We start from the raw sequence: 26,254 nt of genomic DNA, 5'->3' as shown, positions 1-26,254 counted from the left end.
CGGCCGCGATCAACCCGGTGGCCAGTACCGCGGCGGGCTGGGTGACCAGCACCGCTCCGGCGATCCGTTCCGGGGAGACGAACGGTGTCCAGCTGTCGGTACCGCGTAGGACTTCGCCGAGCGAGGCCCACTGGGTGGTCACGCCGGAGGATTCGATGTAGTCCAGGAACGGGGGGCTCACCCGTCCGAGCAACAGCAGCGGCCCCGCCCACCAGAAGGTCGCCAGGGCCAGCAGCGGCACCCAGGCTAGGGTGAACCGCCACCAGGCGCGGTTGGGCCGGTAAGACGCCCACCACAGCAGGGCGGGCAGGAACGCGGCCACCGTCGCCACTGCGTTCACCGCCCCCATCAGGGCCAATGCCAGCGCGCTGCCCGCCGGGGAATGCGCACCACCGTGGCGGCGACGCCGGTAGGCGGTGCCCAGGGCCGCCGGTGCCAGCAGCACCCACGGTGCCAGCATCATGGGCAGGGTCTCCGAGGAGATCGACCCGAGTGTGGTCAGCACCCGCGGCGACAGTGCGTAGGCGAGGGCCGCGAGAACCCGGGATCCGCGACTGCCGATACCCAGCGTTTCGCATAGTTTCACCACGCTCCAGAACCCGGCGAGTAATAGCAGCGCCCACCAGACCCGTTGGCTCACCCATCCGGGTATCCCGAGCAGATCGCCCAGGCAGAAGAAGGCCCCGTGCGGGAAGAAGTAGCCGTATGCCTGATTCTGCACCTGACCCATCGGTGCCTGGCTGCTCCACAGATGAGCCGCTCGCGCCAGGAAACCCAGCGGGTTCTCGGTCAGGTCGTATTTGGTGTCGGCGACGGTCAGGCCAGGGGACTGGAGAAAGGTCAGTAGGAAAGCGACGACCACCGAGCCGAGGAACCAACGCCGGCCCAGCGGCGCGGTCGCGGCGGTATCCGGTTCGGGGCTCGACGCCGAAAGTGGGTCCGCGTGGGCCTGCTCGGCGGGTTCGGACTGGTCGGGCACCGGGGTTCAGGCGGTCGGCGTCCACGCCGGAAGGGGTCGGCGCGGACGGTACGGGAGGGTCGGGGGGTTGATCAGCGGCTGCCGTATTCGACGTTGTTCAGCAGTGAGGATTCGGCCTTGCCGCTGCGGTCGATCTCCGGGCGCGTGTTCTGCTGCAGCGCCGCGGTGACGGCGAATACCGCGACTGCGCCCAGGACGGCGCCGACAACCGCACTCGCAACACCAGGGACAGCAAACTTCATCGCGGCACTCCAAACTTCGAGGCAGGCAGAGACAACCTCGTCAACCTAGCAGCCGGCGTATCGATCGGACAGTTCAGGCCGCCGAGTAGGGTCCGTAGTTTCGCGGTCGTCTCGTCCAGCTCCGCCTGGGGTTCGGAGGCCGCGACGATCCCGCCGCCCGCGAAGGCACGTAGGCTCCGGCGGTCGGCGGCGAGTTCGGCGCTGCGGATGGCCACCACCCACACCCCGTCGCCCTGCCGGTCACACCAGCCGACCGCGCCGCCGTAGAAGCCGCGGTCCTCTTCCAGTTCGAGGATGGTGTCGAGGGCCGCCGCGGTGGGTGTGCCGCAGACCGCCGGGGTGGGGTGCAGCAGCAGCGCGAGTTCGAGGGCGCTCGGCACGGGATCGCGCAGTATGCCGCGGATCGGTGTGCCCAGATGCCATACCTCGTGGGTGTGCACCAGCTCCGGCCGGTCGGGTACGGACAGCTCGGTGCATACCGGGCCCAGTCGTTCCCGGATCCACTCGATGACGAACGCGTGTTCGTCCTGATTCTTGGTGCTGGCAAGCAACTCCGCGGCCTGTGCCGCGTCGGCGTCGGAATCGGCCAGCCGAGGCAGGGTTCCGGCGAGTGGATGCAGGGTGACAGCGGTGCCGCGGCGGGTGACGAGTACTTCAGGGCTGGCGCCGACCAGGGTATGTCCGGTTCGGCCCGCCGGGCTCAGATCGACCGCGAAGACATTGGCGCGCGGCTGCCTGGTCAACAGATGGGCGGCGACGACCTGCACGTCCAGTTCGGCGTCGGCTTCGGCCAGCACCGAGCGGGCCGCGACTACCTTGCGCAGCGGAAGGTCCGGATCGTTGATCCGCTCGACGAGGTCGGCAACCCGCGTCATGTGTTCGGCGGGGTCCGGCCGTTCGCGCACCACGCGTACCGCCGGCAGGTCCGGCAGCGCCGCGGGCCGCCAGGGGCCGGCCGTATATGTCATCCGCTCGGGTTCGGTGAGCGCCGCGGGCCGGCGTGGGTCGAACGGCAGCGCCCCCACCACCGCGCCGGCGGTTCCGTCCCGCAGCGCCGCCGCGGCCCGCCGCGCATTGTCGAAACTCGCTCGGACCCCCTGACCGCGGATCACGCCGTCCGCCTGTGCCAGTAAGAATCCCTTGACTCCCTTCCCAGCCCGAAGGCGGGGGATTCCCGGTTTCGCACCCGAGTTTTCCTGTTTCATCGACGGTTGCCTCCCCATATCGGCTGCGGGGCGCTCTCACACCATCTCCGCAGGCGAGCACCGCCGGAACGGCGGCTTCTGTGTTCTCGGCCGCGTTCACGTCCCGGTCGTGATGTGCTCCGCAGCTGCACACCCACTCCCGCACATGAAGTGGCATCGCAGTGTTGATCTGCCCGCACGCCGAGTATGTTCTCGACGAAGGACGGAACCGGTCGACCGCCACCACGGTGCACCCGTACCGGTCGGCCTTGTACTCGAGCATCGACCGGAACATCGACCATGACACATCCGAGAGCTCTCATGCGAGCTTGCGATTGCGGACCATGTCCCGCACGCCCAGATCCTCGATGGCGATCACTTGGTTCTCGCGCACCGGTCGAGTCGAGAGCGTGTACAGCGACGGGACAGCACCGTCGGGCAGCGGACCCTGGGACGGCTCGGTGAGCCATGCGGTGTCGGGGTTGCGTTTCCAGCCGGTGAGCACCTTGTTTGTCTCGGCGTGCGGGACCCGCCGTTCCTGCGTCCAAGCGCGGGAACGTTCGGCCAAGTCCCGGTTGTAGACGTAACGGACGCAACCGAAGGTGGCTGCCGGCTGTCGCTTGTGGTCTTCGGTTGGACAGAAGCGGTACTTGTACGCTCGCTTCACCCCCCGAGATCCCGTACAGGACGGAATAGTGTGCCGAGCTGTCATGCAGGAATTGATGTGCCGGCCCTCGCCCGAACGCGGGAGTCTGCGTGCTACGTTCCCTGGCCATATCCCGACCGTATCCGTCCGAAGCGATCGGCAGGGGTCGGCGGTGCAAGATCACGCCGCGAATGGTTGTCGTAATCGAACCGATGTTTCCGTGGCGGGTCGTGCGGACTACCGTCGACCCATGCGGAAGACGCTCTTCGTCCTGTTCGCTGTGCTCGCCGCGCTCGCCGCCGCGTGCTCGGGCAGCGATACCCGTGAATCGTCCGGGACCGGTTCCGGCGCTCCCAACACCTTGGGCGCCCCCGGGGCCTCGGGTGTTGAGGCGACTCCGCCCGGCGCGACCACGCCCGGACGCGACTGCGCCGCGGAATACCTGGCGCAGTTCAGCACTCGGGAGAAGCTGGCCCAGTTGCTGACGGTTGGCGTCACGGGAACCGACGATGCCCTCGCCGTGGTGCGCGCGCACCAGGTCGGCGGGATTTTCATCGGCGGCTGGACGGATATGTCGCTGCTGTCCACGGGTGGTATCGACCAGGTGAAGGCGGCGGCCCGGGTTCCGCTCATGGTCACCATCGACGAGGAGGGCGGCCGGGTCTCCCGGGTATCGGATCTGATCGGCGCGGCCCCGTCGGCCCGGGCGACCGCGCAGACCATGACTCCCGAGCAGTTCCACGACGCGAGCCTGGAGCGCAGCCGTGCCCTGCTGGATCTCGGGGTGACGGTCGATTTCGCCCCCGATGTCGACGTGAGCTCCCAGCCCGACGATACGGTCATCGGCGATCGCTCGTTCTCCGCTGATCCGCAGATGGTGACCACCTATGCCGGGTCCTATATCCGTGCCGCGCACGAGGCCGGGCTCGGTACGGTCCTCAAACATTTCCCCGGCCACGGTGAGGCGTCCGGGGACTCGCATCTGGGCGCGGTGCGCACTCCGCCGCTGGACCGGTTGCAGCAGCGTGACCTCGTTCCGTTCCGTGAGCTGGTCGGTTCCGGTTCGGGGGTGATGGTCGGCCACCTGGACGTACCCGGCCTGACCGAACCGAATGTGCCCGCCAGTATCAGCCCGGAGGCCATGGCGCTGCTGCGCGACGGTGCCGGTTACGGCGCTCAGCCGTTCGACGGGCCGATTTTCACCGATGATCTGAGCGGTATGGCGGCCATAACCAGCCGGATGTCCATTGAGGAAGCGGTCGAGGCGGCCCTGGTCGCCGGCGCCGACAACGCGCTGTGGATCAGCACGGACGCGGTGGGCTCGGTGCTCGATCGGCTGGAGCAGGCGGTGGCCGCCGGTCGTCTGCCGATGGAGCGGGTGGACGCCTCGGTTCTTCGGATGGCGAAGTTCAAGGGGGTATCGCTACCCTGCTGACACCGCACCGGCATGGGCGGACTGTCGCCGTCGGTGCCGTCCGTCGTCTCCGGGTGGTTGTCCGGGTCCGAGCCGGATGTCCGATTCGTGATATATCGTGCGCGTTTCACGTGGTCGGAGGGGCTGTCGGGACAGTGCGGCCGGCAAAATACGACCCCGCGGAACTTACTTTCGAGTAATATAAGAGGTTCACTGCGGTAGGAGAGTGGATGGCGGGCGGAACCAAGCGACTTCCGAGAGCGGTTCGTGAGCAGCAGATGCTCGATGCCGCTGTCGAGGTTTTCGCACGCAAGGGCTTCCACGAGACCTCGATGGACGCCATCGCCGCCGAGGCCGAGATCTCCAAGCCGATGCTGTATCTCTACTACGGATCCAAGGACGAGCTTTTCCGCGCCTGTATCCAGCGCGAAGGTATGCGCTTCCTCGAATCGGTCGCCCCGGCGGGCAACCCGCTGCTCACCCCACACGAACAGCTGCGCACAGCGCTGGAGGGTTTTCTCGGCTTCGTCGACTCCAACCGCAACTCCTGGCAGGTCCTCTACCGGCAGGCCATCAGCCAGCAGACCTTCGCGTCGGAGATCGAGAATGCCCGCGAGCGGGTCATCGAGCTCACCGCCAAACTGCTCGAGTCCAGCGCCAAACACGCCGAGCCCGGCACCAACTTCGATATCGTCGCCGTCGCGGTGATCGGTGCGGGCGAGGCCATCGCCGACCATGTCGCCGGTGGTCGGATCCAGGTCGCCGAGGCCGTCGATCTGCTCGACGATCTGGCCTGGCGGGGCCTGTCCGGTCGGAAGAAGACCGACCAGGCGGAGAAAACCGACCCGTCCGCGGCACCCCGGGCGGAATGGAGCGCCGAACAGTCGTAGCGCGACCCCGGGTTGCGGGGTTTCTCGGCCGTGCGTAGCTTTCTGGTCTCGGTACCGATGAGGAGGAGTCGGCCGAAAACCGGAGGGAAAGCGGATGTTCGGGATGCTGTAACTGCGGCGGCTGATCGGACGGTCACCACGTGGTCGGGGTGTCGACCGGCGGTGCCGAGCGGCGCGGCCGATCGAACCGGCGTGCCAGTCGCCGGCACGGTTCCTCCACCAGCGCGTGGCTCGCGGCCGCGAGGGGCAGCGTGAACGCGACGGTGAGCACCAGGACGTAGCCGAAGTCGCCGTGGAACGGCATGATTCCGAAGATCGGGAACACTATCGACAGCATCGCCAGATGCCAGATGAAGATCCCGTAGGACCAGCGGCCGGCGGTGGCCGCGATCGTCGATTCCAGCCAGTGGTGTCGTTTTCCGGGCGGCCCCAGTACCAGCGGGGCCAGCAATGCGAAACCGATGACCGTGCCGAGTCCCATTTTCGCGGCGTACTGCCAGGGTTGGGCCCGGGTCAGTCCGGCGACACCGCCCAGGTCCGTGGCCGCCACCACGAACGCCGCCGTCGCCACGGTCCACATCAACCGCTGATTGCCGAACAGGCGATGCCATCGGGTCGGTCCACCACCGGCATATACGAGTTCGGCCAACAGCATGCCGCCGGCGAACCACGGCAGATAGCCCGGCAGCCAGTTGTCGGCGTGGATGGCGTCGGGGGTGGGTACCGGAAGGAAATTCCAACCCAGGCTGAGCACCCCGAGCACGAGCAGCGCCGGTACCCGTGCTCGAGCCGAGCGGCCCCGCAACCGGCACATCGCGAAGGCGATGACCGGCAACACGAGATAGAACGCCACCTCCACCGACAGGCTCCACATCTGAGTGAGTCCATCGGTGAGCGTCAGCGGCACGAACACCTGCAGCAATGCCAGATTCGACAGCCATACCTGCATACCCGCGGTATTGGACGCGGCCGGCAGCAGGAGCAGTACCGCGCACACCACCACCCAATAGGCGGGCAGGATACGGGCGATCCGATGCCGCAGGTAGTACCCGACCGTCGGTGCGGTGCCGAGGTCGCGGGCCGCCGCCGCGTGCGGCCGCCACAGCAGGAACCCCGACAGCGCGAAGAACACCGCGACCGCCATATCGAACCGTTCCAGCAGACGTCCCACCACCGGCCAGGAGGTGGCACCGGTCTGGAAGGCCACATGGGTGAGCAGCACCCCGAGCGCCGCCATACCGCGCATACCCTCCAATGCGGGCAGGAAGGTACGCGAGCCGGGCTCGGGGGCGGCGGAGGTGCCGGCGGATGCGGTGGTCACGGCGGTGGTCATCGTGTCCAGTCTGCCCTGACCTGGCCTCGAGACCGATCCGGTAGGGGTTTCGCGCTAGACTCGAGCAATTTCGGTCCGATCCAGGCCTCGGCGCCTCTCAGGGGGCCACCAGGCTGTTAGGGTCGGGACGCACGAGTGCCGCGGCGAGCCCGCAGTACCCGCGGAACGACCTGTGTTCTACGACGAGGAGACTTTGCATGGCACGGAGTGCCGGAACCAGAAGGACGGTTGCCTGCTTGCTGGTGGGCCTCGGCGCGCTGCTGATCGTCGCGGCGTTGATGATCCCCACCTACACCGTCGGCAAGATGGCCAAAACTCCTCTCGACCTCGAGATCACCACGATCGCGGTGAACCAACCGAACGAGGAGAGTTCGGTGCTCGATGCCAAATCGCTCACCGCGCCCGAGGGGTCGGCCAAGATCGACCAGAACGTTCCGCTGGTCTCGCAGCGTTTCCTCACGGTCGAGGAGCCCTCGGACGCGAACGAGATGACCGTCCAGGCGGGTAACACGCTGCGGCGCATCGACAAACAGGGTGACGCGGGCCTGCTGACCGCCTACATCGACCGGGTCACCATCGACCGCAAGACCGGTGAGCCGGTTTCGACCGACCCCAACGGTTCGATCGCGGTGACGGTGAACAAGAACATGGAGAGTATCGCCGACCCGGTGAACCGCACCGGTCTGCAGTACCGCTTCCCGATCGGCACCGAGAAGAAGAGCTACCCCTACTTCGACGTCAACGCCCGGATCACCACCGATATGGAGTTCGTTGAGGAGACCGAGATCAACGACACCAAGGTCTACCACTTCAAACAGCAGGTGCCGGTGACGAATCTGTGGGATACCGTGCAGGCTCCGACCAACCGGCTGAGCCTGCCCGCGGCCAAGTGGGGTGTCGAGGGCGGCGACGAGCCCGTCACCATGTACCGCTGGTACAGCAACGAGCGTGATGTCTGGGTGGAGCCGGAGACCGGCACCATCGTCAAGGGCGGCGAGAAGCTGAACATCTTCTACGCGCGCAGCGGTGACAAGCCCGAGGTGACCGCTCTGAAGTCGCATCTGGTATTCGATTCCGACACCGTGGAGTCGCAGCTGGCGGTGGCGAAGGAGAACATCGACCGGCTGTCGCTGTTCGGTCGCGTCCTGCCGATCGTGCTCGGTGTGCTCGGTCTGCTCTCGCTGGTCGCCGGTATCGTGGTCGGCGTCCGCGACGGTGGGGCGCCCGCTCCGGCGACCGGCGGTGCGTCGTGGCCTCGGTCCGGTGGTTCCGGCTCCTCGACTCCGCGTTCCCGGGCCGCGGTCGATGCCGATGCGCCCACGGAGCAGATCAAACTGCCGAAGAACCTGTAGGAAGCGGATCTCGTAACCCGAGACCTGGACAGCGGCTCCCCGGTACAGACCGAGGAGCCGTTGTCGTTTCCGGACCGGGTTCGTCGCGATCGGCCGGCGCCGTGGGGTCGCGATGGCGGTGGCTCGGCCGGCGTGCCGGTAGGCGACAGTGGTCGGGCGGTCGCCGCGGACAGCTACTCGCTTCGATCCATCAGGCAACGTCGTCGCGGGTGATGGTGCGATCGAACAACGCCCGGTCGGCGGGCGTCATGTTCGCATCCCCGACGCTTTTCCACACACGCACACAACCGCTCGCCTGTCGCCTCGACAGCAAGTGACCCACCGTCACGCCTCGGACTCTTGTGCTCCGATGCCGGTTTCACCGCGTCGGTCACCGTCGATGCACCCGATCCGCACCGAAACCCGGTGCCGGTTCGGCCGGCTGTTCGGGCAGCCGGTCGGCTCCCTGACCGATACGTTCGCGGTTCCCCACCAACTGTATCGACCACGACGGAGCCGTCCCGTCTCCCGGGGCCCTCTACGTGAACCCGCCGAGAAACTCACCACCCCGGCCATTACGCAGCATCCCCCAGGAGGTAGCCGCAGCCCCTCGACCGCCCCGGTGATCACGGCTCCGGTACCGCTGTGCCCACTCGCCGACGACAGACGGACCCCCTCTTTGCCCAAGGCCTTCAGGCCGTAGTCCACCGGCAGCGTGGCGACACCGACGGCACCGCGGTCGCTCGACAGCCCCGCCACCGTATCGTGAACCTGCTGTCCGGACATGCCCGGCGAAAACTCGGCCGTTCTCGGTGACGGGTCGAGCGGGGCAGGTATGTCTTCCGCCGGTTCCCCGGAACCGGCCTGTTCGACCTGACCCTTACCCTCCAGATCCCCATCGGGCACCGTCTTCCCCGCGAACTCTGCCGCGGTACCCCCGGTGTGCTCGGCGCCGCATCGGCGGTTTGGGGATGAAACCCTCGCGCAGTCTGTTGCGCCCCTGCTCAATGAGCGCGCGAATCACTGTGCAACCACACCGAACCTTAATACAGGGGGAAGTAGGTGTATCCGGTTGCCGAGAAGCGGAATCCCGCCTCGGGCGGGATGCCCGGGCGGAATTCGTCGCGTCGACGATCAGCGCAGTGTCGCGGTGAGGTGGGGGTATCCCTTCGTCGGATGGAGCAGCGCCAGATCCCAGCCCTCGTCGATCCGGTCGGCGTAGACGTTCACCGTGGCGGGTAGCAGGATCGGTTTACCGAACTTCACCGCATAGGTGGTCTCATCCGGGATCCGGCCCTCGACGACGCCGAGAATCCCCGCCGCCGACCACATTCCGTGGGCGATCGACCGCGGGAACCCGAACGCCTTGGCACCCAGTGCCGATGTGTGGATCGGATTGCGGTCACCGGACGCCGCCGCGTACCGGTTGATCGTCTGCTGGTCGACCCGGAGCGTGCGCAGTGGCGGCGGCGGGACCTCTTCCGGTTTGGGTTCCGGCTTCGGCCCGCCCGAGAGCGAGGTGCGCTGCTGGTGCAGGAAGGTGGTGACCTGCCGCCACACTTGTTCCCGTCCCACACTGATCTCGCTGATCGCGTCGACCAGCAGCCCCTTCGGATGTTCCCGCAGGTTCTCCACGTGGGAGCGGATGTCCAGCGGTTCGCTCACCGAGAGGGCGCGGGTGCGTTCGATGAGGTTCTCCGCGTGCACCGCGCCCACCGCGACGAACGGAAAGTCGCGCTGCACGACCAGTTTCATCACCAAGGGGAAGGTGATGATGAACGGATAGGTCAGCGGCAGCTCGTCGCCGAACCGCAGTCCGGTCGCCCGGCAGTACGCGGCCAGGTGGTCCGGATCCACCCGAACACCGTCGAGCCGCACCTGCCGGTCGGGGATGGTGGGCTTGCGGGACGACACCAGCGGCAGCGGAATGGCGCCGAGCGCCGCCTGCACATACAGGCTGCCGTTCTTCGGCGGTTCGGTGAGGACGATGGTGTCGGTCATCATGCTCCCAGCATGGCCTGGCCGCAGACGCGGAGGGTATTGCCGGTCACCGCGTTCGACGCCGGGCTCGCGAAGTAGGCGATGGCCTCGGCGACGTCCACCGTCTCACCGCCCTGGTTCAGCGACGACATCAGTCTCCCCGCCTCGCGCGTGGCCGGCGGAATGGCGGCGGTCATGGCAGTTTCGATGAACCCGGGCGCCACGGCGTTGATGGTGATGTTCTTCTCGGCCAGTTTCGGCGCCTCGGCGTTCACCATGCCGATCACACCGGCCTTGGACGCGCCGTAGTTGGTCTGCCCCCGGTTGCCGGCGATACCGGCGATCGAGGACACGTCGACGACCCGGCCACCTTTGCGCAGCGCCCCCGAGGCCACCAGACCCTCGGTGATCCGATGCGGCGCGGCCAGGTTGACGCCGATCACCGCGTTCCAGCGCGCCTCGTCCATATTGGCCAGCAGTTTGTCGCGGGTGATACCGGCGTTGTGCACGATGATGTCGATTCCGCCGAACCGTTCGGTGGCGAACTCGGCCAGCTTCTGCGCGGCGTCGGGTGAGGTGACGTCCAGGGCCAGGGCGGTGGCGCCCACCTTGTTCGCGGTGTCGGTCAGCGTCTCACCCGCGGCCGGGATATCGGCCACGATCACCTGGGCGCCGTCCCGGGCGAACACCTCGGCGATGGTCGCGCCGATACCGCGCGCCGCGCCGGTCACCACCGCGACCTTGCCGTCGAGCGGACGCTGCCAGTTCGTCGGGGCGGTGGAGTCTTCCTTGCCCACTCGGATGACCTGGCCGTCCACGAAGGCCGATTTGGCCGAGAGCACGAAGCGCAGGGTGGACTCCAGGCCGGTGGCCGTCGGTGCCGCTTCCGGATGCAGGTACACCAGCTGGGCGGTGGCGCCGCGCAGCAGTTCCTTGCCGACGCTGCGGGTGAAGCCCTCCAGCGCCCGCTGGGCGATCTGCTCTTCCACGCTGCCGGCCAGTTCGGGGGTGGTGCCGATCACCAGCACCCGGCCACAGGGCGCGATACTGCGCATGGCGGGCTGGAAGAACTCGAACAGCTGCGACAGATCCTCGATGCCGCCGATCCCGGTGGCATCGAAGACCAGCGCACCGTATTTGGTGCCCGGGGTGAGGGAATCGGCGAAGGCGTAGTCCGACAGCAGGGCACGTACCGGGTCGGCGATCCGCCCCTTGCCGCCGAGCAGCACCGGCCCGGGCAGCGGGGGTTCGCCGGGGATGTAGCGCCGCAGTTTCTCCGGCTTGGGCAGCCCCAGTTTGCTCGCGAGGAACCCGCCGGGGGCGGAATTGACGAACGATCCGTAGAGGTTGGGTGCACCCTTGGTCTTGGCTGCCACTGGTTTCACCTTTTCTGTGCTGTGGATAGCGGACAGGGGATGTCGGTAATCGCCCCTGCACTGCGTATCGGTTCCCGGCGGGCGACGCACCTGCGGGAGTGATCGCTGTCGCGGGTGGGCCGGCACACAGTCGCAGGCTGCGGTGTCGACATTAAACTTACTCCAGAGTAAGTTTAATGTAAACCGAGTGCTCCCGGCCGCCGGGCGGCGCGGCGAAGCCCGCGCACCGGGGCGCCGGACCGCTGGAGACACACTGTCGACACCTTGGGAGATCCGAGTGACAAGCACAGACCGCACCCCCCGACAACCGCGTCCCGTCGCGATCGTGGGCGGTAACCGTATTCCATTCGCGCGCTCCGACCGGGCCTACGCGCGCGCCTCCAACCAGGACATGTTCACCGCCACGCTGGACGGTCTCGTCGGCCGGTTCGGCCTGCAGGGTGAACGGCTGGGCATGGTGGTCGGCGGTGCCGTGCTCAAACGGGTCGGCGAGCACGGCATGATCCGCGAGAGTGTGCTCGGCAGCAAGCTCAGCCCCTACACCCCCGCACACGATCTGCAGCTTGCCTGCGGTACCGGTCTGCAGGCCATCGTCACCGTCGGCGACGTCATCGCCGCGGGCCGGATCGAGGTCGGTGTCGGCGGTGGGACCGACACCACCTCCGACGCGCCGATCGGCGTCAGCGAGAGCATGCGCGAATGGATGCTGAAGGCCAACCGCGCCAAGACCAACACCGACCGCCTCAAGCTGGTGGGCCAACTGCGCCCGAGCATGCTCGGCATCGAAATTCCCCGCAATGCCGAACCACGCACCGGCCTGTCCATGGGTGAGCACGCCGCCATCACCGCCAAAGAGTTCGGCGTCTCCCGCGAGGCCCAGGACGAACTGGCCTACCTGTCGCACAAGAACATGGCCGCCGCCTACGACCGCGGTTTCTTCGACGATCTGGTCACCCCGTTCCTCGGGCTGACCCGCGACGACAACCTGCGTCCGGACTCCTCGATCGAGAAGCTGGCCAAGCTGAAGCCGGTCTTCGGTGTGCAGGCGGGCGACGCCACCATGACCGCGGGCAACTCCACCCCGCTCACCGACGGCGCCTCGGCGGTGCTGCTGTCGAGCGAGGAATGGGCCGCCGAGCGCAATCTGCCGGTGCTCGCGCACCTGGTGGACAGCGAGGTCGCCGCGGTGGACTACATCCACGGCCCCGACGGCCTGCTCATGGCCCCCACCTACGCGGTGCCGCGACTGCTGGCCCGCAACGGCCTGTCGCTGCAGGATTTCGACTTCTACGAGATCCACGAGGCCTTCGCGTCGGTCGTCCTGGCGACCCTGCAGGCCTGGGAGTCGGACCAGTACTGCAAGGAGCGGCTGGGCCTGGACGGGGCGCTCGGTTCCATCGATCGCGGCAAGCTCAACGTCAACGGTTCCTCGCTGGCCGCGGGCCACCCGTTCGCCGCCACCGGCGGCCGGATCGTGGCCTCGGCCGCGAAGATGTTGGCGGAGAAGGGTTCCGGCCGTGTGCTGATCTCGATCTGCGCCGCGGGCGGTCAGGGCGTCGTCGCGATCCTGGAACGCTGACCTCCCGAGCCGCTGTGTTGAACGGGCGGCCGAGCTGCGCCTTCGTGGCAACGCTCCGCTACCTCCTTCGGCGCTGACGCTCGACCGCTGTGTTGAACGGGCGGCCGAGCTGCGCCTTCGTGGCAACGCTCCGCTACCTCCTTCGGCGCTGACGCTCGACCGCCGCCGGCCGCGGGTTCGGCGGAGCGTGCGGTGGCCCGGGGTTTCGGCCCCGCGCCACCGCCCCTTCGCCATCGGCCGCCGTAAACGCTTCCGGCCGGCGGCGACGGATTCACGGTTGCGGCGGATGCGGCAGTTCACGGTGTCCGCCGAAGGCCTGACGCATGGCCGAGAGCATGCGATCGGCGTAGGCCGATTCACCGCGGGACGAGAACCGCTGGAACAGGGCCGCCGACAGAACCGGGGCCGGTACCCCGGTATCGATGGCGGCCTCGACCGTCCAGCGGCCTTCGCCGGAGTCCGAGACCCGGCCGTCGAAGGAATCCAGAGCCGGGTCGACGTACAGTTCGGCCGCGGTCAGATCCAACAACCACGAGGAGATCACCGACCCGCGCCGCCATACCTCGGCCACCTCCGGGATATCGATGTCGTAGCGATAGTGCTCCGGACGTTCCAGCGGGGTTTCCTCGGCGGAGAACTCACCGCGGCGCCGTGCCCCGTAATCGGCCCGGTGCAGGATGTTGAGGCCCTCGGCATAGGCGGCCATCAGACCGTATTCGATGCCGTTGTGCACCATTTTCACGAAATGGCCGGCACCTGCGGGACCGCAGTGCAGATAGCCGTGCTCGGCCGGGGTCGGCTCGCCGGTGCGGCCGGGAGTGCGCGGGGCGCTGTCCACCCCGGGGGCGATGGAGCGCAGCAGCGGTTCCAGATAGCGCACCTGCTCCGCCTCGCCGCCGATCATCAGACAAAATCCGCGGGCCCGACCGAACACCCCGCCCGAGGTGCCGATATCGAGATAGTGGATCCCCTTGGGGGCCAGCCGGGCCGCTCGCTCGATATCGTCGTGGTACCGGCTGTTACCACCGTCGATGACGATATCGCCCGGGCCCAGCAGTTCGGTCACCCGGTCGATGACCGTGCCGGCCGCTCCCGCCGGGATCATCACCCAGACCACCCGCGGGGTCTCCAGTGCCGCGACGAAATCAGCGAGATCGGTGCCGCCACGGAAACTCGGCCCGAGCTCGGCGCGCAGTTCGGCGATCCCGGCGGCGTATCGGTCGTAGCCGACCGCGGTATGCCCATCTGCTACGACGCGGCGCACGATATTGGCGCCCATCCGGCCCAGGCCGATCATTCCCAGCTGCATCCCGCCTCGCCTCGTTCGACTGTCGAGCGAATGTGTAACGCCGGCTTGCGTATCCCGATATAGCTGATGGCTCCGTGTAGTTGCCTGACCCCCGACCCGGCAGCTGCACGGAGCCTCATCATGCTCGCGTGGGTCGCGGTCGGCTTCCGCCGCACAGTCGGTTGTGATAGATGCTGCACTGACGATATCGGTTCGTGACGTTATCGTGGGCAAGGGTTCGCGTCGCGCGAGCCCGGCAACTCGAACGGGGAAGGACGGTTCGTGAGCAGCGAATCGAGCAGCGGCCGGAGGTCCGGCCACGATCCGCAGGCGAACGACAGCAGGATGCGTCGGCTGCTCGAATCCACCCGGTCCGGGCAGGCGCATCCGCCCACACGTCCGCAGATGTCACAGCCCTCGTCCGCTCCCCACGAGGCACCGTATCCGGCCCCTCGGCGTACCGGTCCGGAGGCCGCGCCCGCCGACGCCTCATCTTCTGTTGTCTCCCGACCTTCTGTACCCCCTGGCCTCTCGCCGGAAACCTCCGGTTGGATGACGGAGACGCTCGGCCAGCTGTCCGAGCAGTCCCGGCCGGCCGGCGCGCGGGACAACGCCCGATCGAGCCCCCGGTATTCGGATGCCCCGCCCGGTGCGGTCGATCTGCCCTATGTGCCCGGGGACGACGAGGTCACCAGCCGGCTGCCCCGGCCCGTGCTCGATTCGATGAACACCGAGGTGCTGCCGGTGCCGGGCGGTCGACCCGACGACAGGGCCGACGCGCGGACCACCCGGGTGATCGATACGGCGGGGACCGACCCGGCCGCCGATTCACCGACCGTCGCGCACGACCCGGTCGACGCCGACGACAACCGTCCCTCGCGCCCTGCTCGGCCCGCCTCCGCCGAACGAGGTCCGGTACCCCCGGCCGGTCGGCCCGGGTTCGCGGAATTGCTGCGCTCGCCCGGAGCGGTCCTGAAAACCCCTCGGGCCCGCCGTATCGCCCTCGTGGCCGCCGTGGTGCTCGGTGTCGCGGTCCTCGGTTATCTCGCCGATCTGGTCGCCTCCTCCGGCAAGGTGCCGCGTGGGGTGGTTGTCGCCGGTATGGATATCGGCGGTATGGACACCGCCGCGGCCGATGCCGAACTACGGTCGGTGCTCGACGCGCGGGCCGGGCAGGAATTGTCGGTGCGGATCGACGAGGTGCAGACCACCCTGACCCCCGCCGGCTCGGGACTCGGCGTCGATTGGGACGCCACCTGGGATCGGATCGGCGGTCAGCCGCTCAATCCGGCCGCCCGGCTGCTCTCCCTGTTCGGTACCCGAACGGTTCCGGTCGCAAGCGCTGTGGACGATGCCGCCCTGGACGGGAAACTCGAAGAGTTGCGCGTCCACGACGAACCGGCGGTCGAGGGCACCATCCGGTTCGAGGGTGCCACTCCGATCGCGGTCGCTCCGGTACCCGGTCGGGTGCTCGACCTCGCGGCCGCCCGGAGCCTGCTGATCGAGCGCTGGGCCGGCGCGGGCACCTTGGAACTCCCCCTCGTTCCCGCGCCGATGAACGTGCGGCCCGAGTCCATCGACCAGGCACTGCACCAGATCGCCGAACCCGCGGTATCCGCCCCCGTCGTATTCACGGGTAAGGGCACCACCGCGACCCTACTGCCGGAGCAGATCGCCGCCGTCATCAGGTTCGTACCCGATGGCAGCGGCGGCCTGAAAGCCGGGTACGACCCCAAGACGGCCACCGATCTGCTGGCTCCCCAGCTGGCGGACACCGAGGTCGAGCCGAAGGATGCCGCCTTCAGCCTGACCGGCGGCGCGCCGACGGTGGTGCCGTCGGTGGCGGGCGACAAGATCAGCTGGCCGAAATCGCTGGAGAAGCTCCCCACGCTGTTCACCGCCGTCGGCCCGCAGCGGAGTACCGACGCGGTCTACGAGAAGATCGAGCCCAAGTTCACTACCAAGATCGCCGAGGATCTCGGTATCACCGAACCGATGGGCGAGTTCACCACCAGCGGTTTCACCGGCCCTTCGGGGGTGAATATCCGCCTCGTGGCGCAGGAGGTCAACGGCGCCGTGGTGAAACCGGGCGAGGTGTTCTCCCTCAACGGCCACACCGGCCCGCGCACCGCGGCCGAAGGCTATGTCGAATCCGGCATCATCGACCACGGTCGGCCGAGCAAGGCGGTCGGCGGCGGTATCAGCCAGTTCGCGACCACTCTCTACAACGCCGCCTATTTCTCGGGTCTGGAAGACGTCGCGCACACCGAGCACAGCTACTACATCTCCCGTTACCCGGCGGCACGAGAAGCCACCGTCTTCGACGGCGTCATCGATCTGCAGTTCCGCAACAACACCCCGAAGGGGATCTATATCCAGGCCTTCGCCGACAGCTCCGAGGTGACCGTCCGCATCTGGGGCACCCAGACCGTCGAGGTGGAATCCGTTACCGGTGAGCGCACCAAGCCCACCGAGCCGAAAACCGTCCGGCTGCCGGCCGGCGAGGACTGCATCGCCAGTGAGGGCGCTCCCGGTTTCACGGTCAGTGACACCCGGATCATCACCGATATCGCCACCGGACGCGAGGTTTCGCGGACCACGCGCACAGTGAAATACGACCCGGTGCCGATCGTCAAATGCGGTGCCGACGAAGAGAAAGAGAAGAAGGAAGAACAGCCGCAGGCCACCGGGACATCGCAGGTGCCGCAGGGGCGCCGTCCCCGATAGACCGGTACGGATGTGAAACCGGGATGGGTATGGGCGCCCATCCCGGTTTTGTTTCGGTGCTCCGGCGATGGCCGGTCCGGCCGGTATCCGGGATTCGCGAATTTTTCCGGGGAAATGCCGAAACCGGGGTGATGGTGCACAGGCCCTCGTGCGAAATGCCTTCCTGCACGTAGATTCGGCCGTTGCTACGGCGCCCCCTATTCAGGCATTCTCAGTTTCCTGATGGTGGCCGTATGCGCGTCGATCAGAGCGGCCAGATCGGCGATGGTCTTGGCATTTTTGATCTTGCTGTCGGGGATGGAGGCGGTGAATTCCTTGTCCAACGCCAGCGAGATCTCCGCTCTGCGTAGGGAATCCATGTCGAGATCGTCGAGTTTCAGGTTCGGCTGGATTGGTCCACTGGGCAGGTCGCACCAGGCGTCCAGGACTTTCCATACACGCTGCAGAGTGGTGGCCATGTGTGTGCTCCTTCGGTAGGGGTGGCAGGTACGGCGGTGGTTAGTCGGTTGTGAGCGTTGGCCAGCGCAGCAGCGTGGAACCCCATGTCAGCCCGGCGCCGAAGGCGGTGAGCAGGATGAGTTGTCCGGCGTGTAGTGATCCTGTGCGGACTGCGTGGGCGAGGGCGAGGGGGATGGAGGCGGCAGTGGTGTTGCCGACCTGGTCGATGTTGGTGATCAATCGATCGGTAGGGAAGTCGAGTTGGTGGGCAACGGCGTGGAGAATGCGGACGTTGGCCTGGTGGGCGACGAGCCAGTCGACCTCATCCGTTGAGCGACCGGAAAGTCGGAGTATTGCTCGCGACGATGCGGTCATCTTGGTGATGGCCGTGGTGAAGACGGCATTGCCGTTCATGGCAAGGTAGCGCTCATTTTCGGGTGGGTCCCGGTGCGTGGAGCGCTGGCGGGATCCGCCTGCCGCATGGTGGATGAGTTCGGCGCCGTCGCCGTCGCTTCCGAGGTCGAAGGCGGTGAGAGCGCCGAGTTCGTTCGCCGTGCCGGCGCGGAGGACCACGGCGCCCGCGCCGTCACCGAATATCGGCGCGATATTCCTGTCGTCCTGGTTGACCACCGTGGAGGAAGCATCCGCGCCGATGAACAGCACCCGATCGGCAATTGAGGCGGTGATGAGTGCTGCTGCGGTGGCGAGGCCGTAGACGAAGCCGCTGCACGCGGCATTGAGGTCGAAGGCGGCAACTCCGCTCAATCCGAGCCGAGCGGCGACAGCGGGGGCGGTCGCCGGGACCGGATGGTCGGGGGTAGTGGTTGCCAGGACCACGGTGTCAACAGTGGTGTCACCGGCCGATTTGAGCGCTCGAGTGCCGGCCTCGACTGCCAAATCGGAGGTGGCGGAGCCGGGTTCGACGATGTGCCGCTGGTGGATCCCGGTGCGGGTGCGGATCCATTCGTCGCTGGTGTCGAGGCGCTTGGCCAGGTCATTGTTGGTCACCACAGTGGGTGGTACCCACGTGCCGAGGCCGCAGAGTACAGGGGTGCGGGTCATGGTTTGTCGGTTCTCCTCAGTCGAGCCAGTAGCGTTTGGTTTGCCACGGATATGTGGGCAGTGGGACATAGCGGGTCTTGGGGAATGCGTCTGCCCACTCGACGGGCTCACCGGCGAGATAGCTGTGCGCGAGGGCCGAAAGCGGAGTGTTGTCGAACTGCGGGTGGAGCTCACCATTGAGGAATGCGTGCAGCCGATCGGTGAGTTCCTGATGGGTTTCGGCCAGGATGGCCAGGCGTTTGTGGTGATGGTGGCGGTGCAGTGCCGCGCTGCGGCAGATATCGGCCAGTCGCCGCGTGCTACCGGGCCCTCCGGGTGCCAGGTATGCGAGGTAGGCGATCGCCATGTCGCGCAGCGCGCTCTCGGTGCGTGCGGAAGTGACGAACAGTTGTGGTCCGTGGGTGGGCGGCAGGGGTGTGAGCTCATCGGCCTGGCCGATTACCAGATGAGCATTGGTTGCCGAGATGCCCTGCCCGCTGATGCCCGCTATCAACCGTCGGCCCCGGTCCGGGATGGGGACCGGCTCGGTGGGGACCCGAAGGGGCAGCTCCTGCCAGGCGATCTTGGGGTTGGGGGTCTCGTAGTGCAGGCTCGGTACGATCTCTCGGTGTTCGAGACAAAGGACTGTCTTGATCAGCGCGGCGATTCCGGCAGCGCCCTCGGTGTGTCCGATATTGCTCTTCACCGAACCGACGTAACAGACCTGTTCAGCAGGCCTGTCCTTGCCCAGTACCTCGCCGAGAGCGGTGAACTCCACCGGGTCGATCATGGGGGTGCCGGTGCCGTGGGCTTCGATGAAGTCGACGTCGGCCGGTGGAACTCCAGCGTCTTCGTAAGCCCAACGCAGCATTTCGATGTGGCCTTCTACCGAAGGCGTGAGCAGTTCAGGATGGCTGCGCCCGTCGTTGCCGGTGGCACTGCCGAGCACAAGGGCGCGGATCCGGTCACCGTGGGCGAGAGCCGTCGAGAGGGGTTTGAGCACGATGACGCCTGCGCCGTCGCTGGGGGCGAAGCCGTTGGCGCGCTCGTCTCCGAACTTGCAGCGGCCATCGGGTGCGAGCATCCGCACCTGGGACAACATGACATCCTCGTCAGGGGTCAGCTTGAGGTTGACTCCTGCGGCCAGGGCCATCGTGGTCTCCCCGGCCCGTAGGCTCTGGCAGGCCAGGTGGATGGCGACCAGTGATGAGGAACACGCGGTGTCCAGCGTGATGCTCGGGCCGCGCAGGTCGAAGGTGTAGGACAGGCGGCCGGAGAGGATACTGCGCATGTTGTACACATGGGAGGGGGTCAGCGCTTCCAGGCCCCGGCGAGTCACCAGATCCCAGTAGTCCAGATGCATGGTGCCGACGTACACACCGGTGCGGCTGCCCGCGACGCGCCGAGGCAGAATTCCGGCATCTTCGAGGGCTTCCCAGGCGGTCATCATCAACAGACGCTGCTGGGGGTCGAGGTTGGCAGCCTCCCCGGTAGACATGCCGAAGAACTCCGCATCGAATTCCGCGGCCTGTGGTAGATAGCCGGAGCGTCGGCTGATTACCTTGCCGGGTGCCGGCTGCTCGGCGTACAGCGATTCGACGTCGTAGCGGTCTGGTGGGGTCTCACTGGTGGCGTCACCTGCGGTTCGGAGAAGTTCCCATAAAGCGTCCACGCCGGGCGCGCCGGGAAAGCGGCAGGCCATCCCGATGATCGCCACCGGTTCCCGAGTATTCGTTGCCGCTGCTTGCCATTCCATTGGGGTCACCTTTACCTGCCCGATCTATTGCTGTTGTTTCGGTACGCGGATCCTCGCGGAGGGGGCGTATTCACGGTCTCGACGTCGAAGCCGGCGGTGCTTGCGTAGCGGGCGGAGACTTCGGCGAGCTCCCGCTCGGAGATAACGTCGTGGAGGCGGTCGAACCCATGGGGGGCCCGTTGATGGACCATGGCGATGACGGCCTCGGGGCCCTGTTGCCGGTTGCTGGCCTGAAGCAGAGTCATGGACGGTCGCCGCTCGGCCTCGTAAACGGCCAGGGCCTCCGGGATATCACCACCCGTAGCGGCCAGTGCCCGGGCCAGTACTACGGCGTCGATGATGGACTGCGTCGCACCGTTGGAGCCCATCGGGTACATGGCGTGGGCGGCATCGCCCAGCAAGGTCACGCGGCCGAATGTCCACTGGGGTAGCGCGTCGCGGTCGACCATCGGATACCTGTAGACCCTTGACGCGGAGCCGAGGATGGCGGGGAAATCCAGCCAGTCGAAACGCCAGTGCCCGAAGTGATCCAGGACCTCGGCGACGGGGACCTCGCGGCTCCAGTCGCCATGGCCACTCGGATCGGTCTCGGCGGGCCGGGCGGCCACCCAGTTGATCAGCACGCCGCGGGTCGGGTCCTCGGCGATGGGGTACAGCACAATCCTCTGGACGTCATCCCCCGTGACAAGCATCGACTTACCATCGAGGAACGGCGCCGCCCATGTTGTACCGCGCCACATCACCAGCCCGTTGCCCGGCGGCGGACCCTCGTCCGGGTAGAGGGAGGCCCGGACCGCGGAACGGATGCCGTCGGCTCCGATCAGCAGGTCTATGTCGTTGATCACGGTAGTTCCGATACCGGCCCGCTCCACGGTCACCGATACCGTTCGGCCGCACGGCCGGGTGTAGCCCACTACTCGTGATTGCGTGGTGATCGCCGCAGCGCCCAGGCGCTCCCGAACGGCCTGTGCCAGGATCCCCTGCAGATAACCACGATGGATGGATAGCTGCGGCCAGTGGTAGCCGGCGGCCAGTCCACGGGGCTCCTTCCATATGAGCTGACCGTGGCGGCTGTAAAGCGCCAGTTCGTGCGTTGCGATCGCGCCGGCGGTGAGTTGGTCATAGAGCCCGAGTTCCGTGAGTTCGCGTACCGCGTTGGGCAGGATGTTCAAGCCGACGCCGAGGGGACGCAGTTTGCGTGCTGCCTCCACTATCCGTATATCGGTAAAGCCGGCCGCGTGCAGGCCGAGTGCGGCGCTGAGCCCGCCGATTCCACCACCTGCAATGAGAATCTTCACCCCAGGGCCTTTCGCTCTTCGTCCGCCCCGGGTGCCTGTTTCGGCCCCTGGTGAGCCCTGTGCCGCGAGGCCGAGGTAGTGCTCGAGCCGCTTCGGTTCAAAGACTTCCGCATCAAGCCGGTGTTTTCGCGAGTGAGGGCGGTGACCTGCTCCAGGAGTTGCAGGCTTCCACCCCCACTACCGAGCGGGTATAGCCGGATCTCTTCGGCGTAGGCATTACGCGCCACCGTGAAGTGCTTGCCGCGAAAGACCACCAACGCTCGTAGGGCGCGGCACAGGGCTTCGGTACTGGCGCGAAGGTTCGGCGGAGCTTGACCGGCCGGAACGAGCCTCAGCGCCGTGGTCACACGCGTGACCGCCGATGGGCCCTTCGCCCACCGTTTGTAGAGCTCCCGCCACTGCGGTAGCCCATACTGCTCGGATTCACACCAGAACTCGTCGTAGTCCTTGTCGCCGCAGTCGGACGCCCATAAGGCAAGGTCGATGAGGGCCAGTGGCACGTGTGCGGCCGCAGGTCCCAGGTAAACCACTCCGCCGACGCGGATCTCCTCGAAATATGGGCGCAGTGTCCGGGCGAAGAACTCTGGTGTCACGTTCGCGATGACGATGTCGATCGCATCTTCGAGTGAACGTAGTAGCGCCACCAGTTCATTCGCCGCCACTGCGAACTCCAACGCCTCGGGCTCCAAGTCCTCCAGACGTCGACACGACTCAACCGCATCGATCAGCCGCGATAGGGTTACACGCACAGAGGACATGAGCATGCGCTCCATCCGCTCGCCTGTGTACATTCGCTCCCGACGGCCAGTGGGATTCCAGCCGATGTAATGGTGAACAGTGTCGCGGGGAATCATTTGGGTGCGCGCACCCAAATGCAGCAATAGTTTTTCCAATTCGGGGACCGCATCGACCGGCTCGACGCCGTGCCGCTTGGCCGATCCGGCCAATAGTCCCAGGTCACGCATTGTCGCGACACAACTTGGCAGTGATAATTCCGCCACCACTTCGTCGGCCGGAACCAGATTGCGTAACAATCCCACCAGGCCGTTCACATCGGCCGCCATGTTCATCTTCCACACCGTTGACAGCAGGCTGTCGAAACCGAGCGGGTCAAGGCCGATGACGCAAGGATCTCCCGGATTTACCGGATATTGCAAGAAATCAGTCATGATTGGCGCATTTCGTCACTGGTAGCAACGACGCGTCGTATGCGCAGGCCGGCCGATTGTGCTTATGCGAAGTTCATTGGACAACACTCGCCACCCCCGCTATAGCCGTGAGCAGACCCACTATGACCGCCGCGGCCGGTTTCACCACCGGATCGCCGGCCCGCACATGGCACACCACTGCCCCAATGATCAGCCCTACCAGGCCTGTTGCGGCAATGATCGCCAACGGCGTGAATGCCAATCCCCCGATCAGGCTCGCGCCACCACACACCTCCAGTGCGCCGATCATCCGGTAGGCCCGGTAGGAGAACCCGAATCGCTTCGCGTCGGCCCTCATCGCTTCCAGGCCTGCAAGCTTCACCACACCGGCCCCCATGAAACACACCCCCAGCAGAACAACCGCTATGACGACCATCTATACCGCCTTCCAAATCGATTTCTCGACTCGAGGGAACCAATAGTCCACCGTGGCAACGTCTTTCCTCGATGTTGCCGCCAGCCATCGTATCGTTATGTAGCGGCTCATCATATGGGGAATGGTGATCGATGTGTTCAGGGGGGTTGATGGGCACCGCATTCCGGTGCGGCCCTTTTGCGCACCTCGCGTGGCCACGTAGAGATATGGGCAAAACCTATGGAACGGGCTCTGTGGGGTGATGTCGTTTGCTCGGTGATCGCTACCGGTGTAACCGGCGGGGGTCGAGACCGTCCCCGTCGCATGCGTTATCGCTCCCGGCTGTACCGGCGGTGGCCCCAACCTGAGAAATGGGGCCATTGTTCGAAAGTGTGGGGGAAGGTTGCCGATATCACGCATTCGCTCTCCGATACGCTGACGAATGCCGGCAGGGTGCTCTCCGACCACTGGTGGTGGTTCGGCAGTCGAGGGCACAAACGCTGTACAAGACCGTGCCGCCGGACTCCCGGTTCGGTCCGGGCAACGTTGTCCAGCGCGATTGACCGCGGTCGAGGACAGGTTCGAACAGAGCCCCTTCCGCATCGGCGCACGGCGCAGATCCGATCCCGATGCCTATGAAATAGCCGCACATGGCCGTTGGAGCGGACGGTTGACAGGATGCTGTCGGGCAATAGGGTCTTGCGGGGTAATCGATATCGGTGTGGTGATCCGGTTACGGACGTTTCCACGCCCCCGACACGGCCGGCGAAGCCCCTCCCTGGCTGCCTCGCACGCGCCGTGGCCGAGAACGCGTCGGCGAACTTTCGATTATCGCTGTCCGGACTCGGGGGCGTGGATGCCGGCCGAGCGGGACGTAGGGGCGCGGTTGTACTGCTTGCCGACCCACTTCTCCTCGCTCGACTCGACCATGCCGTACCGCGGCCTGTCCCCGCTCGATCGCGGGGCCGCAACGGCTGCGATCACTTACTCGTTACTTGCCGAGGCACTCGTTGACGATCTTGCTGGTCGCCGCGCGTGCCTTGTCGGCGTCTTCCTTGCTCATACCGAGGGTTTCCGGATCGGCCATCCTGGTGTCGAATTCGTCGCCGACCATGGTGCGCAGGCCATCTTGCGAAATACCTTCCTGCACGTAGAGCTTCGCCGCGCAGTCGGCGAACTCCGGATCCTGCAGGCCCTTCTCCTGCAGAGATTTGGACAGATCCGTTTCGGTCAGCGCGGGCGCCGAATCGGAGTCGCTGCCGCAGGCCGCCAGCAGCGGCAGGGCGATAAGGGTCGCGGCGATGAGCGTGATCCGCACCAGGTTCCTCTCTCACTGTGTTTCACGGACAGCGCAGCACCGGTCAAGGGGCCCTTTGCCCGGTTGGGCAGCTGTCCAAGGTTGTGTGTAGTCGCAATCACAGTCGGCCCGCAACTCGGGGACGGGAATTACCGTCAGATTCACAGGCCGGCGGGGTATCCGTGGACGAGTACCGGAAACCAACTGACGGCCGCTGCCTACTGTTCGGCGTGGGCGTCCAGTAGGGTGGTCAGGACGTGTCCTGACCACCGGAGGCGAAGATGACCGTCTTGAATCATCATCGCGAAGGCAGCGGCGAACCGCTGGTTCTGGTGCACGGCGTCGGCAGCCGGTGGCAGGTGTGGGAGCCGATTATCGGCACCCTCGCCGAGTCCTTCGAGGTGATCGCGATCGATCTGTCCGGCTTCGGCGGTTCCGCGCCGCTGCCGCGCACCACGGTCGACACGCTCACCGAGGCGCTGGCCGATTTCCTCGCCGCGCAAAAAATCGAGCGCCCGCACCTGGCCGGTAATTCGATGGGTGGTCTCATCACCCTGAACCTGGGTGCGCGCGGTCTCGCCCGTTCGGTCACCGCTTTCTCCCCGATCGGTTTCTGGGGTACCGCCGGCCGGGTCTGGTGCCAGCAGTCGCTGGGCAGGTCCAAAACCCTTGGGCGGATATTGCGTCCGAAACTGCCCGCCATCCTCGGCACCGCCGCCGGCCGCACCGCCTTCCTCGGTCTGGTCTTCGGCAAACCATGGGCGGTGGACACGCGGGTCGCCCTGGACACTGCCGAAGGCGCCGTCACCTCCCTCGGTTTCGGCCCGGCGCTGGACTCCTTCACCGAGGTGAAACCGCCGGATCCGGCTGCTCTCGCCGATATCCCGGTGACCATTGCCTGGGGCAACCGCGATGTCCTGCTCACCTACGCCACCCAGAGCCGCCGGGCCCGAGCGGTGCTGCCCGGCGCCCGGCACATCACGCTGCCCGGCAGCGGCCACACGCCGTTCTATGACGACCCGGACCGCTGCGCGCGGCTGCTGTTGGATCGGCGGTAGCTCAGCGGCCCTGCCAGCGGGGTTCGCGTTTTTCCGCGAACGCCAGCGCGCCCTCGGCCGCGTCTTCGGAAACCAGTGCCGGAAGCGCGATCTCACCCTGTTTGGCGAATGCCTCCTCCGTCGACCAATCCGGCGATTCGTCGATGATCCGCTTGCTCGCGGCCACCGCGAGCGGCGCTGCCGCGACGACCTCACCGGCCAGCTCGAGCGCGGTGTCGAGCGCGCCGCCCGGTTCGGTGAGCCGGTTCACCAGGCCCAGCCGATACAGCCGTTCGGCGCCGATCCGGCCGCCGGTCAGCGCGAGTTCGGCGGCGATGCTGCGCGGCAGCCGCTGGGTCAGCCGCAATACGCCACCGCCCACCGCGACCAGCCCGCGTTTGACCTCGGGAATGCCGAACTGGGCATCACGGGCCGCCACGATCAGATCACCGGCCAGGGCCAGTTCGAAACCGCCCGCGAGCGCGAACCCCTCGACCGCCGAAATCATCGGTTTCACCGGTGGTTTGGCGGTGATTCCGAGCGGACCGCGCCGCTGCGTCATCGGCATTTCACCGCGCGAGGCGGCGACCAGGTCCATCCCGGCGCTGAAGGTGCCGCCGGCACCGGTCAGGACGAGTACCCGGGCGGTGTTGTCGGCCTCGAACTCGTCGATGGCGGCCTCGAGCGCCCGGGCGGTGGGCAGGTCGATGGCATTGCGCGCCTGGGGACGCGACACTGTCAGCAGGGTGATGGCGTCGCGTCGTTCCGTCAGTACCGTGTTCTGCTCGGTCATCGGGCGATCCTCTCGGTGTTGTATGTGCGGCCGTTCTGTGCCTGCGTGGTTACGCTGCGCTG

Annotated in this window: 23 protein-coding genes and 1 pseudogene; 6 read left to right on the top strand and 18 right to left on the bottom strand. The window is 66.7% G+C overall.

The features are described 5' to 3' along the window. The 5 genes and pseudogenes from ON20_RS24490 to ON20_RS39195 all read right to left on the bottom strand — a co-directional run. Nucleotides 1–889 (bottom strand): alpha-(1->3)-arabinofuranosyltransferase domain-containing protein (locus ON20_RS24490; RefSeq protein ID WP_157228978.1); only part of this gene is annotated, 889 nt, incomplete at its 3' end. A 161-nt stretch (nucleotides 890–1,050) separates the two neighbouring features. Further along, nucleotides 1,051–1,221 carry a DUF2613 domain-containing protein gene (locus ON20_RS34800; protein ID WP_083865183.1) on the bottom strand — a complete coding sequence of 57 codons (171 nt, stop codon included), beginning with the start codon at nucleotides 1,219–1,221 and terminating at the stop codon, nucleotides 1,051–1,053. Then, nucleotides 1,218–2,426 (bottom strand): isochorismate synthase, encoded by a 1,209-nt coding sequence (locus tag ON20_RS24485; protein WP_051163209.1) that lies wholly within the window; start codon nucleotides 2,424–2,426, stop codon nucleotides 1,218–1,220. Before ON20_RS24485 ends, ON20_RS34800 begins: the two co-directional genes overlap by 4 nt. A 94-nt stretch (nucleotides 2,427–2,520) precedes the next feature. Further along, nucleotides 2,521–2,700 (bottom strand): annotated as a pseudogene (locus ON20_RS39200) (zinc ribbon domain-containing protein); the annotation flags it as partial. A gap of 24 nt (nucleotides 2,701–2,724) precedes the next feature. After that, nucleotides 2,725–3,072 (bottom strand): helix-turn-helix domain-containing protein, encoded by a 348-nt coding sequence (locus ON20_RS39195; RefSeq protein WP_040838867.1) that lies wholly within the window; start codon nucleotides 3,070–3,072, stop codon nucleotides 2,725–2,727. A 229-nt stretch (nucleotides 3,073–3,301) separates the two neighbouring features. On the opposite strand from ON20_RS39195, the gene ON20_RS24475 reads away from it, so the two are divergent. After that, on the top strand, nucleotides 3,302–4,486 hold the full coding sequence (locus ON20_RS24475; RefSeq protein WP_051163236.1) for a glycoside hydrolase family 3 N-terminal domain-containing protein: 1,185 nt from the start codon (nucleotides 3,302–3,304) through the stop codon (nucleotides 4,484–4,486). Nucleotides 4,487–4,695: 209 nt separating this feature from the next. Further along, a complete protein-coding gene (locus ON20_RS24470; protein ID WP_051163207.1) occupies nucleotides 4,696–5,355 on the top strand; it encodes a TetR/AcrR family transcriptional regulator in 660 nt (219 codons plus the stop codon). A 133-nt stretch (nucleotides 5,356–5,488) separates the two neighbouring features. Here the strand turns inward: ON20_RS24470 and ON20_RS24465 are convergent, their stop codons facing one another. After that, nucleotides 5,489–6,688, bottom strand: a complete 1,200-nt coding sequence (locus ON20_RS24465) for an acyltransferase family protein (protein ID WP_174361928.1) — start codon at nucleotides 6,686–6,688, stop codon at nucleotides 5,489–5,491. Between the two features lie 197 nt (nucleotides 6,689–6,885). Between ON20_RS24465 and pgfA the strand changes: the two genes are divergently transcribed. Next, complete coding sequence (gene pgfA / locus ON20_RS24460) at nucleotides 6,886–8,040, top strand: cell envelope lipid trafficking protein PgfA (protein WP_040838865.1); 1,155 nt, start codon at nucleotides 6,886–6,888, stop codon at nucleotides 8,038–8,040. Nucleotides 8,041–8,364: 324 nt separating this feature from the next. On the opposite strand, the gene ON20_RS36740 is transcribed toward pgfA, so the two are convergent. The 3 genes from ON20_RS36740 to ON20_RS24450 form a co-directional block, all read right to left on the bottom strand. Continuing rightward, nucleotides 8,365–8,925 (bottom strand): hypothetical protein, encoded by a 561-nt coding sequence (locus ON20_RS36740; protein WP_157228974.1) that lies wholly within the window; start codon nucleotides 8,923–8,925, stop codon nucleotides 8,365–8,367. Between the two features lie 228 nt (nucleotides 8,926–9,153). Further along, on the bottom strand, nucleotides 9,154–10,023 hold the full coding sequence (locus ON20_RS24455; protein WP_040838862.1) for a MaoC family dehydratase: 870 nt from the start codon (nucleotides 10,021–10,023) through the stop codon (nucleotides 9,154–9,156). Further along, nucleotides 10,020–11,375: a 3-oxoacyl-ACP reductase gene (locus ON20_RS24450; RefSeq protein WP_051163234.1), complete on the bottom strand. Its 1,356-nt coding sequence runs from the start codon at nucleotides 11,373–11,375 to the stop codon at nucleotides 10,020–10,022. The genes ON20_RS24455 and ON20_RS24450 overlap by 4 nt, the downstream gene beginning before the upstream one ends. Before the next feature lie 277 nt (nucleotides 11,376–11,652). Here ON20_RS24450 and ON20_RS24445 point away from each other — a divergent pair, with 277 nt between their 5' ends. Further along, nucleotides 11,653–12,954 carry an acetyl-CoA C-acetyltransferase gene (locus ON20_RS24445; RefSeq protein ID WP_245547452.1) on the top strand — a complete coding sequence of 434 codons (1,302 nt, stop codon included), beginning with the start codon at nucleotides 11,653–11,655 and terminating at the stop codon, nucleotides 12,952–12,954. Nucleotides 12,955–13,225: 271 nt separating this feature from the next. Here ON20_RS24445 and gnd read toward each other — a convergent pair whose 3' ends face one another. Then, nucleotides 13,226–14,263 carry a phosphogluconate dehydrogenase (NAD(+)-dependent, decarboxylating) gene (gnd, locus tag ON20_RS24440; protein ID WP_040838860.1) on the bottom strand — a complete coding sequence of 346 codons (1,038 nt, stop codon included), beginning with the start codon at nucleotides 14,261–14,263 and terminating at the stop codon, nucleotides 13,226–13,228. A 702-nt stretch (nucleotides 14,264–14,965) separates the two neighbouring features. Here gnd and ON20_RS24435 point away from each other — a divergent pair. Beyond that, nucleotides 14,966–16,969, top strand: a complete 2,004-nt coding sequence (locus ON20_RS24435; RefSeq protein WP_438803435.1) for a VanW family protein — start codon at nucleotides 14,966–14,968, stop codon at nucleotides 16,967–16,969. A gap of 197 nt (nucleotides 16,970–17,166) precedes the next feature. Here ON20_RS24435 and ON20_RS24430 read toward each other — a convergent pair whose 3' ends face one another. The 7 genes from ON20_RS24430 to ON20_RS24400 all read right to left on the bottom strand — a co-directional run bounded on the left by ON20_RS24430 (nucleotide 17,167) and on the right by ON20_RS24400 (nucleotide 24,383). Continuing rightward, a complete protein-coding gene (locus ON20_RS24430; RefSeq protein WP_040838859.1) occupies nucleotides 17,167–17,427 on the bottom strand; it encodes an acyl carrier protein in 261 nt (86 codons plus the stop codon). 40 nt (nucleotides 17,428–17,467) lie between these two features. Next, nucleotides 17,468–18,469: a beta-ketoacyl-ACP synthase III gene (locus ON20_RS24425; RefSeq protein WP_040838857.1), complete on the bottom strand. Its 1,002-nt coding sequence runs from the start codon at nucleotides 18,467–18,469 to the stop codon at nucleotides 17,468–17,470. Nucleotides 18,470–18,485: 16 nt separating this feature from the next. After that, nucleotides 18,486–20,204, bottom strand: a complete 1,719-nt coding sequence (locus tag ON20_RS24420) for a type I polyketide synthase (protein WP_040838856.1) — start codon at nucleotides 20,202–20,204, stop codon at nucleotides 18,486–18,488. Between the two features lie 11 nt (nucleotides 20,205–20,215). After that, nucleotides 20,216–21,502, bottom strand: coding sequence for a flavin-dependent oxidoreductase (locus ON20_RS24415; RefSeq protein ID WP_040838855.1), 1,287 nt, complete (start codon nucleotides 21,500–21,502; stop codon nucleotides 20,216–20,218). Then, nucleotides 21,499–22,671 carry a monodechloroaminopyrrolnitrin synthase PrnB family protein gene (locus ON20_RS24410; protein WP_083865182.1) on the bottom strand — a complete coding sequence of 391 codons (1,173 nt, stop codon included), beginning with the start codon at nucleotides 22,669–22,671 and terminating at the stop codon, nucleotides 21,499–21,501. Before ON20_RS24410 ends, ON20_RS24415 begins: the two co-directional genes overlap by 4 nt. Nucleotides 22,672–22,744: 73 nt before the next feature. After that, complete coding sequence (locus tag ON20_RS24405; protein WP_051163202.1) at nucleotides 22,745–23,086, bottom strand: DoxX family protein; 342 nt, start codon at nucleotides 23,084–23,086, stop codon at nucleotides 22,745–22,747. Between the two features lie 970 nt (nucleotides 23,087–24,056). After that, nucleotides 24,057–24,383: a hypothetical protein gene (locus tag ON20_RS24400; RefSeq protein WP_040838854.1), complete on the bottom strand. Its 327-nt coding sequence runs from the start codon at nucleotides 24,381–24,383 to the stop codon at nucleotides 24,057–24,059. Nucleotides 24,384–24,643: 260 nt separating this feature from the next. On the opposite strand from ON20_RS24400, the gene ON20_RS24395 reads away from it, so the two are divergent. Beyond that, nucleotides 24,644–25,420, top strand: a complete 777-nt coding sequence (locus ON20_RS24395) for an alpha/beta fold hydrolase (RefSeq protein WP_040838851.1) — start codon at nucleotides 24,644–24,646, stop codon at nucleotides 25,418–25,420. Between the two features lies 1 nt (nucleotide 25,421). Here the strand turns inward: ON20_RS24395 and ON20_RS24390 are convergent, their stop codons facing one another. Further along, complete coding sequence (locus ON20_RS24390; protein WP_040838850.1) at nucleotides 25,422–26,192, bottom strand: crotonase/enoyl-CoA hydratase family protein; 771 nt, start codon at nucleotides 26,190–26,192, stop codon at nucleotides 25,422–25,424. Between the last annotated feature and the right edge of the window lie 62 nt (nucleotides 26,193–26,254).

This window comes from Nocardia brevicatena NBRC 12119, from assembly GCF_000308495.1.
In the GTDB taxonomy this organism is placed as follows: Bacteria; Actinomycetota; Actinomycetes; order Mycobacteriales; family Mycobacteriaceae; genus Nocardia; species Nocardia brevicatena.
This window is presented reverse-complemented; position numbering and strand designations above follow the sequence as displayed.

Bases quoted from the DNA above. Each gene is read 5' to 3' on its own strand.
- ON20_RS24475 (WP_051163236.1), top strand. From the start codon at position 3,302: ATGCGGAAGACGCTCTTCGTCCTGTTCGCTGTGCTCGCCGCGCTCGCC.
- ON20_RS24470 (WP_051163207.1), top strand. From the start codon at position 4,696: ATGGCGGGCGGAACCAAGCGACTTCCGAGAGCGGTTCGTGAGCAGCAG.
- ON20_RS24485 (WP_051163209.1), bottom strand. From the start codon at position 2,426: ATGAAACAGGAAAACTCGGGTGCGAAACCGGGAATCCCCCGCCTTCGG.
- ON20_RS24435 (WP_438803435.1), top strand. From the start codon at position 14,966: ATGAACACCGAGGTGCTGCCGGTGCCGGGCGGTCGACCCGACGACAGG.
- ON20_RS24420 (WP_040838856.1), bottom strand. From the start codon at position 20,204: ATGGAATGGCAAGCAGCGGCAACGAATACTCGGGAACCGGTGGCGATC.
- ON20_RS24390 (WP_040838850.1), bottom strand. From the start codon at position 26,192: ATGACCGAGCAGAACACGGTACTGACGGAACGACGCGACGCCATCACC.
- ON20_RS24425 (WP_040838857.1), bottom strand. From the start codon at position 18,469: ATGACCCGCACCCCTGTACTCTGCGGCCTCGGCACGTGGGTACCACCC.
- ON20_RS24430 (WP_040838859.1), bottom strand. From the start codon at position 17,427: ATGGCCACCACTCTGCAGCGTGTATGGAAAGTCCTGGACGCCTGGTGC.
- ON20_RS24405 (WP_051163202.1), bottom strand. From the start codon at position 23,086: ATGGTCGTCATAGCGGTTGTTCTGCTGGGGGTGTGTTTCATGGGGGCC.
- pgfA (WP_040838865.1), top strand. From the start codon at position 6,886: ATGGCACGGAGTGCCGGAACCAGAAGGACGGTTGCCTGCTTGCTGGTG.
- ON20_RS24455 (WP_040838862.1), bottom strand. From the start codon at position 10,023: ATGATGACCGACACCATCGTCCTCACCGAACCGCCGAAGAACGGCAGC.
- gnd (WP_040838860.1), bottom strand. From the start codon at position 14,263: ATGCAGCTGGGAATGATCGGCCTGGGCCGGATGGGCGCCAATATCGTG.
- ON20_RS24465 (WP_174361928.1), bottom strand. From the start codon at position 6,688: ATGACCACCGCCGTGACCACCGCATCCGCCGGCACCTCCGCCGCCCCC.
- ON20_RS24395 (WP_040838851.1), top strand. From the start codon at position 24,644: ATGACCGTCTTGAATCATCATCGCGAAGGCAGCGGCGAACCGCTGGTT.
- ON20_RS24410 (WP_083865182.1), bottom strand. From the start codon at position 22,671: ATGACTGATTTCTTGCAATATCCGGTAAATCCGGGAGATCCTTGCGTC.
- ON20_RS34800 (WP_083865183.1), bottom strand. From the start codon at position 1,221: ATGAAGTTTGCTGTCCCTGGTGTTGCGAGTGCGGTTGTCGGCGCCGTC.